The following is a 17,109-nucleotide window of genomic DNA, read 5'->3' on the forward strand; positions in this document are numbered from 1 at the left end:
TATGAAAGTCGTGAACCATAGAGAAATTTCCGAGTGTACGTACGAAATAACATTGCAGACTGATGTTTTTTTCCCTGCAGAGCCCGGTCAGTTTGTGCACATCCTTGTCGATCCTCCCCATCAGCTCAGACGTCCGTTGTCACTCGCTTCTTCTTCCGGAGGGGAGATCACCGTGGTCTATAAGACGTTCGGGGAAGGTACACGAACCCTCACGAACAAAAAGAGGGGGGATACGGTTAACGTTCTCGGGCCCCTTGGAAACGGGTTCACTCTGCCCGAGCAGGAAAAGGTGATGCTTGTAGGGGGAGGGGTCGGTGTGCCCCCATTACTCTGGCTTGCAAAAGAGCTGCATAAGGATGGCAAAAAAGTCAGTGCTGTATTAGGTTTCAAATCTGTAAATCAAGTTTTTTACAGAAGGGAAATGGAGGAGTATGCAGAAGTGACGGTAGTCACAGACGATGGTTCTTCCGGTGAAAAAGGACTGGTTACGAAATGGCTGGATCCGGAAGCTGATGTTTATTATGCGTGCGGGCCGAACCCCATGCTGAAAGCTCTGGAAGCACAACTTGCGATCCCCGGCTATAATTCCATGGAAGAGAGGATGGGCTGTGCTATCGGGGCCTGCTTCGCCTGTACTGTCGAAACCACGGATGACGGTTACGTCAACGTATGTAAGGACGGACCTGTTTTTCCGAAGGGGAGGGTGAAACTGCCATGAGTTTACGTGTACATCTGCCCGGACTGGAATTGAAAAATCCCGTCATGCCTGCTTCCGGATGCTTCAGTTTCGGTAAAGAATATGCGCAGTTCTATGATCTCGATACTCTTGGAGCGGTAATTATGAAAGCTGCTACGAAAGAGCCCCGGTTGGGTAACAAAACACCGAGAGTCGCCGAAACTTCAAGTGGTATGCTGAATGCTATCGGATTACAGAACCCGGGTGTCGATAAAATAATAAACGGAGAAATGCCGTTTCTGAACGGATATGCACTTCCGAAAATCGCGAATATAGCAGGGTCCTCCCCTGAAGAATATACAGAGACAGCCAAGAAAATGTCTCCGCATGTACAGGCGCTTGAGCTGAATATTTCCTGTCCGAACGTGAAAGAAGGAGGAATCCAGTTCGGAACCGACCCTCACCTCGCTTCAAACGTGGTAAGACAAGTGAAAAAAGTATCGGAAGTACCGGTCTATGTAAAACTCTCTCCGAACGTGACAGATATTAGGGAGATGGCAGTGGCCTGCGAACAGGCAGGAGCGGACGGATTGTCCATGATCAATACAATTACCGGAATGCAGATTTTGAAAGAGAGGAGACGTCCCCTGCTTCATAATCAGACAGGCGGTTTATCAGGTCCTGCAATCAAACCTGTAGCTATCCGTATGATTTACGAAGTTTATCCGTACGTCTCCATCCCTATTATAGGCATGGGAGGCATCGGGTCTGCTGAAGATGTATTGGAGTTCTTACTGGCCGGGGCATCTGCTGTGGCTGTTGGTACAGCGAATTTCCACAATCCGTTCGTCATGCCCGAAATAATTGCTGATTTACCCGGAGTGCTCCGGAATTACGGTTTTTCTTCTGTGGAAGAAGCGATTGGAGGGGCTCACTATTGAAAACGTTACGTCCACTTTATATAGCTCTTGATTTCCCCGGGAAAGAGGAAGCGCTCGAGTTTCTGGAAACGCACAATCTTGAAAAAGTTCCTGTTAAGGTAGGAATGCAGCTGTTCTATAAAGAGGGGCCTGCTATTGTTCGTGAATTGAGGAAGAGGGGGCATCCGGTCTTTCTCGATGTAAAGCTTCATGATATTCCGGCTACGGCCGAGGGGGCGGTGAGAAGTCTTGTCTCTCTGGATATAGAAGTGCTCACCGTCCATGCCCAGGGCGGAAAAGAGATGATGAAGCGTGCCGGGCGGGCTGCGGGTGATACGGTGGTACTGGCAGTTACTCAACTGACTTCCGTTACGGAGGAGATGCTGAATAGAGAGCTTGGCATTCCTTCGAGTCTGAAGGAGAATGTAATGAATCTCGCTCTGCAGGCACAGGAATCCGGCATGGACGGGGTGGTGTGCTCCGTGCACGAGGCGAAGATGATAAACACCCGTGTAAAAAGAGAATTTTTCACTCTCACTCCCGGTATACGTCTGGAAACGGAAAGTAAGCACGATCAAAAACGTGCAGCTACTCCGGAGGAAGCGAAGCGGGAGGGGGCGACCGCCATTGTAGTGGGGAGAGCCGTTACAGAAGCGGATAATCCGAAAGAAATATATGAAGCGATACGAAGGGAGATTGGATAAAGTGAAGTTAGCAGAGGCATTAATGGAAATCGGAGCTATTCAAATTAACACCGCTGAATTTTTCACGTGGACCTCCGGTATTGAATCCCCGATATATTGTGATAACCGTCTTACCATTTCTTACCCGTCCGTCAGAAAGGAAATATGCAGGCAGTTTGCAGCCAGAATCAAAGAGCTGCCCGGGGAAGTGGACGTGATCGCAGGATGTGCAACGGCAGGCATCCCTCACGCAGCGTGGTTGTCTGAAGAACTCGGGCTGCCGATGGTCTATGTGCGAGGGTCCAAAAAGAAGCATGGAAAAGAGAATCTTATTGAAGGAGAAATTACCGCGGGACAGAGGGTCGTCGTTATCGAGGATCTCATTTCCACCGGAGGTTCGGCTGTGCAGGCTGCAGCAGCACTGAAGGATACCGGGGCGCACGTGAAGGAAGTTTTAAGTATATTTACATACGAACTGCCACAATCAGCAGATGTATTCCGTGAGGCGGATCTTTCTTACAGCTCTTTACTCACTTATTCGGAACTGATCGATGCTTTGAACCTGAATGAAGAGAATAAAAGAGTTCTGGAAAATTGGCGGAGCTCGATGAAGGAGAAAAAGGGCAAGTAAGTTCCGGAAGCTGCTCTTTGCAATGACAGAAAAGGCCCGGCAGAAAAGGAGAATGTCTCCTGGCCTGCCGGGCCTGAATGAGTTTTTCGCTTATGAGAATCTTATCTCCTTACTGTCCGGATGGCCGGTTCCCGGTTTCAGCGTTACGTCGCAGTTGTCTGATCGATTTTTCTTCCGGAGTGACGAAAAGGGTTTTCTGCCGATCATACGTCACAAATCCCGGCTTAGCCCCGGAAGGTTTTTTCACATATTTGATTTTCGTGTAATCGACAGGGACCGAAGAAGAAGCCGAGTACTTACTGAAGTAGGCTGCCAGCTGAGCTGCTTCCGTAAGAGTTTCCTCTGCAGGGTCGTTGTCTTTAATGACGACGTGAGACCCGGGGATATCTTTTGCGTGCAGCCAGATATCTTCTTTATTAGCGAGTCTGCTGGTTACGTACTCATTTTGCAGGTTGTTTCGCCCTACGTACAGTTCTGTGCCATCGGAAGCAGTGTACTTCTCCGGCGAAGGTTTCTGTTTTTTGTTTTTTCTTTTTCCGGTGTTCGCACGTTTTTTCATGTATCCTTCGTCCCGCAATTCTTCCCTGATTTCTTCCACGTCCTGGGTTCTTGCGGATTCCACCTGTTGAAGAAGTCTTTCCAGGTACTCGATTTCCCCTTCAGTTTTCCTGATTTCCTTTTCGACGTATATTTTTGAGTTTTTCAGTTTCTGATAAGTCTGGAAAAAGTTCTGCGCGTTTTGACTCGCCGTCTTGTTAGGGTTCAGGTCGATGACGAGATCGGGCTGGTCTTCTTTGTAATAGTCCGTTACCGTCACCTCGGCGTCTCCGTTTTTGACCATGTGCATGTGAGCTGTAAGAAGTTCTCCCAGTTTCTGATAATCCTCGGCAGCCTCTGATTTTTTCAACGTTTCTTTATGCTTTTTGATTTTGCGGTGGTTTTTGTCGATTTCATTTTTAAGGAATCTGTGCAGGTCCCCTGCCTGCTGCTTCACCCGGTCCCGTTCCGCTTTTCCGGAATAATAAGCATCCAGCATTTTGCTGACAGAGGTATAAACCGTGCGGTCGGCATTCAGGTGTTCAAGTGGCAGAACGTGAAAAGTCTCTTTCTCCCCCTCATAAACAGCAGGTGTATAGGAATGGGACGTGATCAGTTCTTTTAATGAATCGTAAGCTTCACTGAACCCGGATACGTCTCCGAGACCGGCTCTGTAAACGAGTTCCTTCGTAATTACAGGAGAGAAACCCATAACGATATTCAGAAGCTGCCGGTCCATCTTCCCTGAATTGAAATCCAGTTTACGCACGATATCCTCTCCATCGAGATCCAGTGGGGAAATTTTTCCCTGACCGGGTGGTGCGATGTAGGGTTGCCCGGGCATAATGGTCCTGTACGTATTCTGGGCCGGCGGCAGGTGCTTGATACTGTCAAGAATGTGTCCGCCTTCCCGGTCCACGAGCATTACGTTCGAATGTTTGCCCATGATTTCTATAACTACCGTTTTAAGCGTCTCGTCGCCTATTTCGTTTTTCGTACGAACTTGCATGTGTACGATCCGTTCGTTCTCTATCTGTTCGACCCGTTCAAGAAAACCTCCCACAAGATGCTTTCTCAGGAGCATACAGAACATAGGGGGCTGCTTAGGGTTGTCGTACGAATCTTCCGTCAAATGGAACCTCGAGTAAACAGAGTGGGCGGAAACGAGTAACGAATGGTTAGTCCTGTCTTTTCTCACCTGAAATACGAGTTCTGTTTCCGTAGGCTGATATATTTTAGTGATTCTTCCTGTCTCTAGTGTTTCGTTCAGTTCATGAACCGTTGCGCGTGTTACGATTCCGTCGAATGCCATAATGTCTTCACCTCTTGTCACAGTATAGCACGGAACACAAACGTACGTTCAAGTATCGCACAAACCGAAAAATTTTGTTACACTATACTGCATGGTTGTGGAATACAAAATGAAAAGCATCTAAATTATCCGGCGTATCACTTGAGGAAAACGCTTGGAATCGCCTATAATAAGGGTAATATAGTGTTAGTCAAAAGTTGTTGGGAGGATACGGATTTGAGTTTAAAACTAATCAACATAGGTTTCGGAAATGTCGTTTCAGCGAATCGCATCATTTCAATTGTGAGCCCTGAGTCAGCCCCTATCAAACGGATTATTACTATTGCAAGAGATAACAACAAGCTGGTCGATGCTACATATGGAAGGCGCACACGTGCCGTGATCGTAACAGATTCCGATCACGTAGTCCTGTCCGCAGTACAGCCGGAGACAGTGGGACAACGCGTGCTGAGTCACGAAGAAATTTCTGACGATAACTAGGAGGAAAAGCGGTGTGATAAAAGAAAAAGGTATTTTATTTGTATTATCCGGCCCATCCGGTGTCGGAAAGGGGACGGTCCGCAAAGCTCTTTTTGAACAGGATACTGACCTCAGATATTCGATCTCCATGACTACGAGAGCACCACGTGAAGGTGAGAAAGATGGAGTGGATTATTTCTTCAAAACGAGAAACGAATTCGAAAAACTGATCTCCGAGGGCGAACTGATAGAGTACGCGGAGTATGCGAATAACTATTACGGCACACCGAAAGCGTATGTGCAGCAGACTCTCGAAGAAGGTAAGGACGTATTTCTGGAAATCGAAGTGAATGGGGCGTTGCAGGTTCGCGAAAACTTTCCGGAGGGAGTATTCGTTTTCCTCATTCCTCCTTCCCTTGAAGAACTGAAAGACAGAATCGTGAACAGGGGTACGGAAACGGAGGAGAAAATTAAGGCGAGACTGGAAGCTGCAAGAGACGAAATCGATATGATGGATAATTATGATTATGTCATCGTCAATGATAACGTGGACCATGCCGTCTCTAAAGTACAGTCCGTCGTACTAAGTGAACATTGCAAAAGAAGCCGTGTTGCAAAACAATATAAACAGGCACTGGAGGAGGATTTAACATGATGCTTGAACCGTCCATCGACTCTCTGCAAAAGCAGATCAGTTCAAAATACACCCTCGTAGCTCTCTCTGCCCGCCGGGCGAGAGAACTGAAGCAGGGAGCAGAACCGCTCGTTGAAAAGACGAAGTCACCACAGTCTGTCGGTGTCGCACTGCAGGAAATCGAAGAAGGGGAACTTTCCTATTCATATTCGGATAAAGTGCACACGCGTACGGAAAAAGATTAATAGTAAGAGAGAAAGAGCCGCGTGGACAGCGCGGCTCTTGTTTATAGCAGAGGATTTTACCTGAGGAGGGACCGTTTATGCTTGAGAATAAGAAGATAGTACTTGGGGTTTCAGGCGGAATCGCCGCCTACAAAGCAGCTTCGCTTACAAGTAAGCTAACGCAGCAGGGGGCAGTCGTGAAAGTGATCATGACGGATCACGCTAAAAACTTTGTCGGTGCCTCCACTTTCCAGGCGTTATCAAGACAGCCTGTGTACGACGACACTTTTGATGAACAGGATCCGGAGGGAGTGCAGCACGTAGATCTGGCCGACTGGGCTGACCTGTTTATGCTGGCTCCTGCTACTGCCAATCTTATCGGAAAACTTGCGAACGGCATCGCTGATGATATGCTCACGACGACTTTACTGGCAACGGAAGCTCCAGTTTATATAGCCCCGGCCATGAACGTGCACATGTACCAGCATCCCTCGGTCATCTCCAACCTTAAGAAGCTGAACAGCTTCGGATTCAAATTTATAGAACCGGGGGACGGGTATCTCGCCTGCGGATACGTAGGTAAAGGGAGACTTGAGGAGCCTGAAACGATCATAGCCGTACTCGAGAATGAAATGAAAAGGACGAAAGTATTACAGGGAAAGAGAATTCTTATTACAGCAGGACCAACAAGGGAAAAAATAGATCCGGTACGTTTCTTTTCCAATCCCTCCACCGGGAAGATGGGCTTCGCTCTTGCAGGGCAGGCCGCCGAGATGGGAGCTGAAGTGACCCTTATAAGCGGGCCCGTAAATCTGGAGACTCCGCCGGGGGTGGACAGAATCGATATCACTTCCGCCTCCGATATGTTTGAATCGGTAATCGAACATTTCCCGGGGCAGGACGTGACAATCAAAACGGCAGCTGTAGCGGATTACCGCCCTTCCGTAACTTACGAACACAAGATGAAGAAAAAAGACGAAGCGTTAGGTGTAAGCATGGAACGTACGACCGATATTTTAAAAGAGCTCGGGAGACGGAAAGAGGATCAGTTCCTCGTAGGCTTTGCAGCAGAAACGCAGCAGGTGAAAGAGTATGGGAGACAGAAAATGGAAAGTAAAAACCTGGATGCTGTCGTCATCAACGATGTCTCCGAAGAAGGATCGGGATTCGCCGCAGATACGAACCGGGTTATCTGGATGAGCAAAAGGAATGAGGAGACCCTCCCACTTCTTGATAAGCAGGAAACGGCGAAAGAGATCCTTTACAGAATCGCCGAGGAGATGAAGGATGTATGATCGCTAAAGTGATCGTCGACGTTCCGACGAACCAGACGAACCGGCCTTTTGACTATTTAATCCCGGAAGAATTCACCCATGTGATCGACATAGGTATGCGGGTGATTGTACCATTCGGTCCGAGGAAAATACTTGGGTACGTTGTAGGGTTTGAAGAGAGGACCGATGTGGAGAAAGTCAAATCTCTGGAGGAAGTGCTGGATGTTACTCCCGTCCTTACCCCTGAACTTCTGCGTTTGGGGAAATGGCTTGCCTCCCGGACACTCAGCTTCTATATTTCCTGTCTTCAGGTAATGCTTCCACAGGTGTTGAAAGCTAAATATAAAAAAGAGATATGGAGAGTGGAAGAACATCTTCCCGAAGAGCTGGAAACTCTGTTCCAGGGGAAGGACGTTCTTACGAGCGAGGAATGGGAAGCTTCTTCTTTCAAATACCATCACTTAAAGAAGTGGGTGGATGACGGCTATCTCGATGTACGTTATGAAGTGAAAAGTAAAGAAACAAAACGGAAAATCACTGTAATTGAACCGGGAGCGGACCCGGTGAGATTAGAGGAACTGATTGCAGAGATACCTGCACAGGCAAAAAAACAGCGGGCTCTGATCGACTTTTTCGTGGATTACCCAGATCCTATTCCGAAAAAAGATTTACTGAACTTCGTAAAGACGACGGATGCTTCACTGAACCCCCTCCTGAAGAAAGGATATTTACAATCCTATAGCCAGGAAATTTTAAGGGACCCTTATGAAGGCCATACCTTTGAGAGTACGAGCTCTCCCCCGCTCACCCGATATCAGCAGCAGGCTATGGATGAGATTGTGGATTCGGTGAAGAATGAAAAACCCGATGTATATCTGCTGCATGGTGTGACCGGAAGCGGAAAGACGGAAGTTTACATGCAGTCCATCCAGGAAGTTCTGGCACGTGGAGAAGAAGCGATTATGCTGGTGCCGGAAATAGCACTCACTCCGCAGATGGTGGAACGATTCAAAGGCAGATTCGGATCTAAAGTGGCAGTATTACACAGTGCGCTTTCCGCCGGGGAAAAGTATGACGAATGGCGAAAAATCCAGCGGCGGGACGTTCAGGTTGTAGTCGGAGCCCGCTCGGCGATTTTTGCCCCCTTCAGAAACCTCGGTCTCATCATCATCGATGAGGAGCATGAAACGAGTTATAAACAGGAAGACCGGACGAGATACCATGCAAGGGACGTAGCTCTGAAGCGGGCCTCGGAACATGGCTGCCCGGTAGTGCTCGGGTCGGCGACTCCTTCCCTTGAAAGTTTCGCCAGAGCACAAAAAGGAAATTACCGGCTTCTTGAACTGCCTGAACGCATGAATGAACAGGCTATGCCGACAGTGGAACTGGTGGATATGAGAGAAGAACTGCACGAAGGGAACAGGTCCATGTTTTCCCAGTCGTTGAAAGCAAAACTTGAAGAACGTCTCCAGAAGGGAGAACAGTCCGTATTGTTCCTGAACCGGAGAGGTTATTCCACTTTTGTGATGTGCAGGGACTGCGGCCACGTCGTCGAATGTCCGTACTGTGATATTTCCATGACGTATCATCGGAATCAGGAACGTCTGAAATGCCACTACTGTTCTTTTGAAAAACCGATGCCCTCGAAATGTCCGGAATGTGAAAGTAAAACGATCCGGTATTTCGGTACGGGAACGCAGAAAGTGGAAGAGCATCTTCAACAGCTGATTCCCGAAGCCAGAATTATTCGGATGGACGTAGATACTACGAGGCGAAAAGGGGCGCATGAGAAGCTGCTCACAAAATTCGGAAACAATGAAGCGGATATCCTGCTAGGCACTCAAATGATAGCCAAAGGGCTTGATTTCGGGAACGTCACGCTTGTAGGAGTTCTAGCTGCAGATTCCCTGTTGAATCTTCCGGATTTCCGTGCGTCCGAAAAGACGTTTCAGCTGTTAACCCAGGTGAGCGGCCGAGCGGGACGGCACGAGAAAGAGGGAGAGGTGGTCGTTCAGACATACACTCCCGACCATTACAGCATCCAGCTGGCCAGTACGTACGACTTCAACCGGTTCTACGAGGAGGAGATGAAGTACAGAAAAATGTTTCATTACCCTCCTTTTTATTACCTGACACTTCTCACTGTTTCGCACCCCAACACATTCCAGGCGCAGGAAGTCACCAGAAAAATCGCTCAATATCTGAAGCAGAATCTCTCGGAAACTGCCGAGGTACTGGGGCCGACGCCTTCCCCGCTTGAGCGGATCAATAATAGATATCGGTATCAAACAATGGTAAAATACAAATCAGAACCGGACCAGCAGAAGTATGTTCAGAGAATTATGAATTATTACGAAAGCGAAATGAAAGAGCAGAACGGTTTGCAGATTATCGTTGATTTTCAACCGTACCAGCTTATGTAAAGGGAAGGATATTTTTATGACGAACATTGTACTTATGGGAACACCGGATTTTTCTGTTCCGGTTTTGAATAGACTTATAGAAGAAGGATATAACATTTCACTTGTAGTAACACAGCCGGACAGGCCGAAAGGGAGAAAGAAGATTTTAACTCCTCCACCGTTGAAAGAAGCGGCGGAAGCGTCCGGTATCCCGGTATTTCAGCCCGAAAAAGTGAAGAAAGAATATCAGAAAATACTGGAGTATGATCCTGATTTGATAGTCACTGCGGCGTACGGGCAGATTTTACCGAAGGCCCTTCTCGATTACCCGGGACTTGGAGCGATAAATGTCCATGCTTCCCTTCTTCCGGAATATCGGGGGGCGGCCCCTATCCACTATGCGCTGATGGATGGAAGGGAAGAGACCGGTGTAACCATTATGTATATGGTTCCGGAACTCGATGCAGGAGATATGCTTTCTTCGAAAAAAATAACTGTGAGTGAAGAAGATGATGTAGGTACTCTGCATGATAAACTGGCGCAGATCGGCGCTGAATTGCTGTCTGAAACCTTACCGCCTCTTATAAACGGCACCATTGAGGCAGAGGTGCAGGATGCTTCCAAAGCTACTTTCGCTCCTACCATTAAAAGAGGGGAAGAACTCGTCGATTTCAGTCTTCCCCGTGACGTGGTGTGGGGACATATACGCGGCATGAGCCCGTGGCCGGTCGCCTATACTTACTGGGGCGGGAAACCGCTGAAGTTATGGGCTGCACAAAAATACGATCAGACCGGAGGCCAGGCACCCGGTACAGTGATAGATAAAACAAAAGAGGGGATAGTCGTCGTCTGCGGGGACGGAAGCAGCGTTATTATTACAGAACTGCAGCCTTCCGGTAAAAAACGGATGGACGGAACTTCTTTTATCAATGGTATCGGCCAGACGATGGAAATCGGAGAAGTGCTGGGTGAAAACGATGAGTAATACAGTAAGGGAATCAGCGCTGTATCTTTTGACCCGTGTCGGGGAAGAAGGCGGGTTCAGCCACGTTCTCGTCAATCGGGAAATTGAAAATGGCCACTTTTCCTCTCAGGATGCCGGACTTCTCACCGAACTCGTATATGGAACGCTTCAGCACAGAGATCTGCTGGATTACTGGCTGGAGCCTTTTATGAAAAAGCAGAAAAAAATCACTCCCTGGGTAAAGTGGCTCCTTTATATGTCCGTATACCAAATGGAAATGCTTGACCGGATCCCGGATCATGCTGTGTTGAATGAGGCCGTATCCATCTCCAAACGAAAAGGTCACAAGGGGACAGCCTCGTTTACGAACGCGGTTCTGCGTTCTGTACAAAGGGAAGGAGTCCGTTCTGCAGACGAAATCGAAGACTCTGCCGAAAGACTCGCCGTACGAACGAGTCATCCTCACTGGCTGGTCAACCGCTGGATCGATCAGTACGGGTATGAGACTACAGAAAGTATGTGCATGACGAACCAGCTTCGTATGCCGGAAAGCATAAGGGTACAGCCTTTGCTTTTGAGCAGGGGAGAGGCCGTAACAGAGCTTGAACGGGACGGGTTTGAGGTCGAAGAGTCCCGCTTTTCCTCCCAGGGAATCATTTTACATGAGGGGAATATCATTAAACATCGCCTTTTCCGGGAGGGACTTGTGACTATTCAGGATCGAAGTTCCATGCTTGTGGCCGAACTGATGAATCCCGAGCCGGGACAGACAGTACTTGATGCCTGTGCCGCCCCGGGAGGAAAAACCACTCACATAAGCGAAAAGATGAAGAACGAGGGTACCGTTTACGCCTACGATCTCCATAAGAAGAAAGCGGCTCTTATTAGAGAAAAGGCGAATATCCTCCGGTTGACGAATATTCACGCGGAGAATTACGATGCCAGAAAACTTCAGGATAAGCATGAAAATGAAACGTTCGACCACGTGCTGGTAGATGCCCCGTGTTCAGGTTTTGGAGTTATACGAAGCAAACCCGATATTAAATACAGTAAAAAAGAAGAAGACATTTACAGGTTGAGGGAAGTTCAGGATCATATTCTGGATCACGTGGCACCACTATTGAAAGAGAATGGTCTGCTGGTGTACAGCACCTGTACGGTAGACCGGCATGAAAATGACGAAGCAGTACGGGATTTTCTGAAGCGCCACCCTGCATTTGAGATGGAAGATTTCGTCGACAGAGTACCGGAAGACTTACAGCATCGCGTCATTACCGGGATCGGCCTCCAGATTTTTCCTCAGGATGCGGACTCCGACGGATTTTTTGTTACTCTGCTCAGAAAAAAATCGAAATGAGGTGAGAGTGTGGAAGGACTTTTTCGCACAGATAAAGGTAAAGTAAGACCTCACAATGAAGATTCGGGTTCTGTCAGTAAACACCCCTCCGGAAACGTCTGGCTGGCCGTCGTTGCCGATGGTATGGGCGGACACCGGGCGGGAGATGTAGCAAGTAAAATTGCCGTAGATCGTATGGAGGCGTCTTTTAACGAAAGAGAGTCTTTTGAAGATTCCAAAGATATAAAAAGCTGGTTCGAAGAAATAATTCATGAAATCAACGGAGAAGTCCTCCGTCTGGGCTCTCTGCACAGGGAGTACCAGGGGATGGGCACGACGGTTGTAGCTGCCGTGTGTACACCGTATATGATCGGCATAGTGAACGTCGGTGACAGTCGCTGTTACATAGCTGACGTTAACGGATTCCGTCAGGCTACCAGCGATCATTCCCTCGTTAATGAGCTGGTACGTGCCGGCCGGATTTCCGAGGAGGAAGCGGAAGACCACCCGAGAAAAAATATTCTTACTCAGGCTATCGGAACAGAGAAGAACATTTCACCTGATCTGTACTTTCCTTCAACAGAAGGAGACACACGAATTCTGCTTTGTTCCGACGGGCTGACAGATAAAGTGTCGGATCCGGAACTTTCAAAACTTCAGGACTTCAGCGAGCAGGACGAAGGGCTCGTCCAACATTGGATTGACCTTGCAAATGAGCGCGGGGGAGAAGACAATATTTCTCTTGCTGTCATTAAAAGACCTGCTTTTACTGATAAAGAAGGTGAAAGATAATGCTTGAAAATCAATGGCTAAATGACCGCTATCTTGTAAAGGAAATGATCGGCGGCGGAGGGATGGCGTATGTTTATTTAGCTTTTGACACTGTCAGCGAGCGGGAAGTGGCCGTTAAAGTGCTTCGCATGGAGTACGGGGAAGATGAAGAGTTCATCGCCAGATTCCATCGTGAAGCCCAGGCTTCCATAAGTCTTAACCACCCTAATATCGTAAATATATTCGACGTGGGGGAAGAACAGGGTATCTATTACATGGTAATGGAGTTCATAGAAGGGATGACGCTGAAAAAATACATACAGTACCATTCCCCGGTCGACCCTGCTGAAGCTGTCGGCATTATGAGACAGATCACCGAAGCTATGGATTATGCTCACGCCAACGGTCTGATTCACCGGGATATTAAACCTCAGAACATTCTTATCAGTCCTCAGGGTGCAGTGAAAGTGACCGACTTCGGTATAGCCATGGCGCTTTCCTCCACTGCACTTACCCAGACGAACGCGGTGCTTGGTTCCGTCCATTATTTATCGCCTGAGCAGGCCAGAGGCGGTACAGCGACCAGAAGATCGGATATTTATTCTCTCGGTATCGTCCTGTTCGAACTATTGACCGGTCGCCTCCCTTTTTCCGGGGAGTCTCCGGTATCTGTCGCACTGAAACATCTCCAGCATGATACACCTTCCATATCCAAATATACAGAAGTCCCGCAAAGCATGGAAAATATCGTATTGAAAGCCACTGCCAAAAATCCTCTGCACCGCTACTCTGAAGTTGAAGAAATGGATGAAGATCTAAGCAGATGTCTGATGGAAAGAAACCCTGCTCCTTTTGAACTCCCGGAGGAAGAAGGCGAAGAAACGAAGGCGATTCCTGTGGTGACGGAAGACTACCGTTCCGGGGGCGCGGAAGAGACTTTACTACACACAGGCGACAAACCTCCGGAGAAGAAAAAAAGGAAAAAGGGCAGAGTCTGGATTATCGCCTTTATCATTTTTCTGTTTTTAGGTGGAGGGGCGGCTGTAGCAGTACCGATGGTTCTTGGACCGAAAGAAGTCGAAGTGGCTGATGTTACCGGAATGGAATATGAAGATGCCTACAGTACTCTTCGTGATTCCAGTCTGCAGGTGGAAAGGGGAAGCGCCTATTCCGATGACGTGGAGGAGGGCAACGTAATTCAGATAAGCCCTTCTCCGGGAAGCATGGTCCCTGAAGAAACGGAAGTCACAGTTGTCTCCAGCAGGGGGAAAAGGACTGTGAAGATATTGGATTACACAGGGGAAGACTTCGGGGACGCGAAAAAAGCACTTGAAGAAAAAGGGTTCACTTCCGTATTTTCCATCCATAACAGTTCGGAACGTCCCGCGGGTGAAATTCTTGAACAACTGCAGCCGGCTGCCGATCGTAAAGTGATCCCCGGCGAGACCAGTGTATTGTTCAGAGTAAGCTCCGGTCCTCCGAAAGTTCTGCTCAGACCCCTGAGGGGCATGGGTGAGGACAAAGCCCGGGCATATCTGGAAGGAGAGGGGATGAAGGTGAAAGTCGAAGAACAGTTTTCGGGGGAAGTGGAGGCCGGAAAAATAGTCTCCCAGTCTCCGGACGCTTTCTCGGAAATCGAGAGAGGTACCAAGGTCACGGTAAGTCTCTCGCTGGGCCAGAAGGAGAAACCGATGAAAGAAAAGACGTTGACTTTCGATCTCCCCTACACCGGTGAGAATGGGGAAGAGGAGACGTATCAGATATTTTTGAAGGATGCTAACACGAAGGATGAGGAAGTTTTCCTGGAAAAAGTCATTACGGAAGAGAAAACTGTGGAAATAGATGTACAGATAAGAGAGGGAGAGGAAGCTGTATACCGTGTGGAGAAGCACGGGGAAATTGTGAAAGAAGGTAAGGCGAAATATTAGAGGAGGAATGGGATGGCTCGTGGTATCATTATCCAATCACTGAGCGGGTTTTACGATGTGTTAATGGATGAGAAAGTTTATCGTTGTAAAGGCCGCGGCTTGTTCAGAAACAAAAAAATCAGCCCGCTTGTCGGGGATGTCGTTCAATTCGACCCGGAGGAAGGATACCTTCTCACCGTGGAAGAACGGTCGAATGAACTCGTTCGTCCACCCATTGCCAACATTGATCAGGCAATCGTGGTAGTCTCCGCAGTGGAACCTGGGTTCAACTCACGACTGCTCGACAGGTTTTTAGTTCTGATAGAGTCTAAAATGATAAATCCTGTAATCGTTATTTCAAAACAGGACCAGGTAACCGCTTCGGAAGATATAGACCGGTACCGCAGGGTTTACGAGCAGGCCGGGTACGAGGTGATTCTGACTGATCCCGGAAACGAAGAGGCGCTCACGCGGGTCAAAGATCTTTTCAAAAATAAAACGACTGTGATAGCAGGACAATCGGGTGTAGGGAAGTCCACTCTTCTCAATGCCCTGCAATCCTCCCTTTTTCTCGAGACGGGAGAAATATCCCGCAGTCTTGGCAGAGGGAAACACACGACGAGGAGAGTCGAGCTTTTTTCAATCAATGGAGGTCTGGTGGCGGACACCCCCGGGTTCAGCTCTCTCGATTTTGATCCGGTAACATCTGTGAGTCTGGCGGAGTGTTTTCCGGAAATGAGAGAGTACGCTCCCGACTGTAAATTCAGGGGATGTATTCATGACAGGGAGCCCAAGTGTGCTGTGAAACAGGCAGTCCGGGATGGGAATATCCATGAGTTCAGGTACGGCCATTACATTGAATTTTTACACGAAATACAAAACAGAAAGCCGAGGTATTGAATTATGACCAAAATAGCCCCATCTATTCTAGCTTCAGATTTTGCCAACCTGGCATCGGAAATAAAGGGAGTGGAACAAGCCGGAGCGGATTATATCCACGTCGATGTTATGGATGGAAAGTTCGTACCTAATATTTCTATAGGTATACCTGTTGTAAAAGCTATTCGTCCGGTAACCGATCTGCCGCTGGACGTTCATCTTATGATCAGTGACCCGGAAAATTATGTAGAGGCATTCGCCGAAGCGGGTGCATCCATAATTACTGTTCATCAGGAAGCTACACCTCACCTGCACCGAACCATTCAGCTGATAAAAAACAATGGGGCAAAAGCCGGCGTGGTTATCAATCCGGCCACCCCTGTCGAAATGCTGAAACCGATCCTGCATGAAGTGGAGCTTGTGCTGGTGATGTCCGTAAACCCCGGTTTTGGAGGACAGAAATTCATTCCCGAGGTCATGGAGAAAGTGGAAAAACTTCATACGTGGAGAAAAGAAATGAACAATTATTCCTACGAAATTGAGGTGGACGGAGGAGTCAATAAAGAAACCGCCTCCTTATGCAAACAGGCAGGAGCTGATGTGCTCGTGGCCGGAAGTGCGATTTTCAATGATCGGGACCGGGAAAAAGCTGTAGCAGAAATTCGTGACAGTTAGGAGCTTTCAGACATGAGTTTAATTGCAATTGTAGGCGGGGGACCGTCGCAGTATATACCGGAGAATTTTCACGAGGATATATCTTTCTGGATAGGAGCAGACGGGGGAGCGCAGGTCCTTATGGAAAGAGGGATGCGTGTGGATCTGGCAATCGGTGACTTTGACTCGGTCACTCCCGACACGCTTCAAAAAATCAGGGAAGAAGCTTACGAAACGAAAGTTTACTCCCGTGAAAAAGATGAGACAGACCTCGAACTGGCAGTACAGGAAGCCATTTCGAAAGGAGCGGATCACATTCTGTTGTACGGGGTAACAGGCGGAAGGATGGATCATACGCTGGCCAACATTCAACTTCTGTACCCCATGATTCAGCAGAATCTTGAAGGGACGATTGTGGACCGTCAAAACGAAATGGAAGTGAAGCTTCCCGGTATACACACCGTTGAACACAGTGACGACTACCCTTACGTTTCTTTCATCCCTCTTTCCCTTAAGGTGAAGAGTTTGTCCCTGCAGGGCTTCAAGTACCAACTGGAAGCGGAGGACCTGCCTATCGGCTCCACATTGTGCCTTTCCAACGAACTGGAAAAGGGAACCGGAACTTATTCCTTTGAAGAGGGGATCGTGCTGACGATCAAAAGTAGAGATGCAGCTCCACACACTCCTGAATAATAAAAAAAAGCACCCCGTGGGGTGCTCAGCTTGTAGAGAAACCCCGTGTTTTTCTGCAAGCTTTTTTTGTGCAGTTCGTGCGGGCGAATACCACTCGCTTTCCGCGGACGAACGCCCGAGCCTCCCTCGTGAAAACCCACACTCCGGGGTCTC

17 protein-coding genes are annotated in these 17,109 nt (G+C 48.3%); 16 read left to right on the forward strand and 1 reads right to left on the reverse strand.

The features are described from left to right. Position 1: 1 nt before the first annotated feature. Genes CKW00_RS09655 through pyrE form a run of 4 tightly spaced genes read left to right on the forward strand, consistent with a single transcriptional unit; the run spans position 2 to position 2,910 of the window. The gene (locus CKW00_RS09655) at positions 2-718 is read left to right on the forward strand and encodes a dihydroorotate dehydrogenase electron transfer subunit (RefSeq protein WP_095822415.1); all 717 of its coding nucleotides are present in this window, start codon (positions 2-4) and stop codon (positions 716-718) included. After that, on the forward strand, positions 715-1,617 hold the full coding sequence (locus CKW00_RS09660) for a dihydroorotate dehydrogenase (protein ID WP_095822400.1): 903 nt from the start codon (positions 715-717) through the stop codon (positions 1,615-1,617). The genes CKW00_RS09655 and CKW00_RS09660 overlap by 4 nt, the downstream gene beginning before the upstream one ends. Continuing rightward, entirely contained in the window at positions 1,614-2,300 is a 687-nt protein-coding gene (pyrF, locus tag CKW00_RS09665; RefSeq protein ID WP_095822401.1) for an orotidine-5'-phosphate decarboxylase, read from the forward strand. The genes CKW00_RS09660 and pyrF overlap by 4 nt, the downstream gene beginning before the upstream one ends. Position 2,301: 1 nt before the next feature. Then, a complete protein-coding gene (pyrE, locus tag CKW00_RS09670) occupies positions 2,302-2,910 on the forward strand; it encodes an orotate phosphoribosyltransferase (RefSeq protein ID WP_095822402.1) in 609 nt (202 codons plus the stop codon). 109 nt (positions 2,911-3,019) lie between these two features. Here pyrE and CKW00_RS09675 read toward each other — a convergent pair whose 3' ends face one another. Further along, the gene (locus CKW00_RS09675) at positions 3,020-4,759 is read right to left on the reverse strand and encodes an Rqc2 family fibronectin-binding protein (protein ID WP_095822403.1); all 1,740 of its coding nucleotides are present in this window, start codon (positions 4,757-4,759) and stop codon (positions 3,020-3,022) included. 216 nt (positions 4,760-4,975) lie between these two features. On the opposite strand from CKW00_RS09675, the gene remA reads away from it, so the two are divergent. The 12 genes from remA to CKW00_RS09735 all read left to right on the forward strand — a co-directional run bounded on the left by remA (position 4,976) and on the right by CKW00_RS09735 (position 16,956). Next, positions 4,976-5,239 (forward strand): extracellular matrix/biofilm regulator RemA, encoded by a 264-nt coding sequence (gene remA, locus CKW00_RS09680; protein WP_008589801.1) that lies wholly within the window; start codon positions 4,976-4,978, stop codon positions 5,237-5,239. Positions 5,240-5,252: 13 nt separating this feature from the next. Next, entirely contained in the window at positions 5,253-5,873 is a 621-nt protein-coding gene (gene gmk / locus CKW00_RS09685) for a guanylate kinase (protein ID WP_008589803.1), read from the forward strand. Then, a complete protein-coding gene (gene rpoZ / locus CKW00_RS09690) occupies positions 5,870-6,097 on the forward strand; it encodes a DNA-directed RNA polymerase subunit omega (protein ID WP_008589805.1) in 228 nt (75 codons plus the stop codon). Before gmk ends, rpoZ begins: the two co-directional genes overlap by 4 nt. 77 nt (positions 6,098-6,174) lie before the next feature. After that, on the forward strand, positions 6,175-7,371 hold the full coding sequence (coaBC, locus tag CKW00_RS09695) for a bifunctional phosphopantothenoylcysteine decarboxylase/phosphopantothenate--cysteine ligase CoaBC (protein WP_095822404.1): 1,197 nt from the start codon (positions 6,175-6,177) through the stop codon (positions 7,369-7,371). Next, the gene (priA, locus tag CKW00_RS09700) at positions 7,368-9,773 is read left to right on the forward strand and encodes a primosomal protein N' (protein ID WP_095822405.1); all 2,406 of its coding nucleotides are present in this window, start codon (positions 7,368-7,370) and stop codon (positions 9,771-9,773) included. The genes coaBC and priA overlap by 4 nt, the downstream gene beginning before the upstream one ends. 16 nt (positions 9,774-9,789) lie before the next feature. Further along, positions 9,790-10,737: a methionyl-tRNA formyltransferase gene (gene fmt / locus CKW00_RS09705; protein ID WP_095822406.1), complete on the forward strand. Its 948-nt coding sequence runs from the start codon at positions 9,790-9,792 to the stop codon at positions 10,735-10,737. Continuing rightward, entirely contained in the window at positions 10,730-12,073 is a 1,344-nt protein-coding gene (rsmB, locus tag CKW00_RS09710; RefSeq protein ID WP_198951629.1) for a 16S rRNA (cytosine(967)-C(5))-methyltransferase RsmB, read from the forward strand. Before fmt ends, rsmB begins: the two co-directional genes overlap by 8 nt. A 9-nt stretch (positions 12,074-12,082) precedes the next feature. Continuing rightward, a complete protein-coding gene (locus CKW00_RS09715) occupies positions 12,083-12,844 on the forward strand; it encodes a Stp1/IreP family PP2C-type Ser/Thr phosphatase (protein ID WP_095822408.1) in 762 nt (253 codons plus the stop codon). Then, positions 12,844-14,751 (forward strand): Stk1 family PASTA domain-containing Ser/Thr kinase, encoded by a 1,908-nt coding sequence (gene pknB / locus CKW00_RS09720; protein WP_095822409.1) that lies wholly within the window; start codon positions 12,844-12,846, stop codon positions 14,749-14,751. The genes CKW00_RS09715 and pknB overlap by 1 nt, the downstream gene beginning before the upstream one ends. 12 nt (positions 14,752-14,763) lie before the next feature. Further along, positions 14,764-15,630 carry a ribosome small subunit-dependent GTPase A gene (gene rsgA / locus CKW00_RS09725; RefSeq protein WP_095822410.1) on the forward strand — a complete coding sequence of 289 codons (867 nt, stop codon included), beginning with the start codon at positions 14,764-14,766 and terminating at the stop codon, positions 15,628-15,630. 3 nt (positions 15,631-15,633) lie between these two features. Continuing rightward, positions 15,634-16,284 carry a ribulose-phosphate 3-epimerase gene (gene rpe / locus CKW00_RS09730; protein WP_095822411.1) on the forward strand — a complete coding sequence of 217 codons (651 nt, stop codon included), beginning with the start codon at positions 15,634-15,636 and terminating at the stop codon, positions 16,282-16,284. Positions 16,285-16,296: 12 nt separating this feature from the next. Further along, entirely contained in the window at positions 16,297-16,956 is a 660-nt protein-coding gene (locus CKW00_RS09735) for a thiamine diphosphokinase (RefSeq protein WP_095822412.1), read from the forward strand. Positions 16,957-17,109 lie beyond the last annotated feature (153 nt).

It is taken from the genome of Salimicrobium humidisoli, from assembly GCF_002295105.1.
In the GTDB taxonomy this organism is placed as follows: domain Bacteria; phylum Bacillota; class Bacilli; order Bacillales; family Halobacillaceae; genus Salimicrobium; species Salimicrobium humidisoli.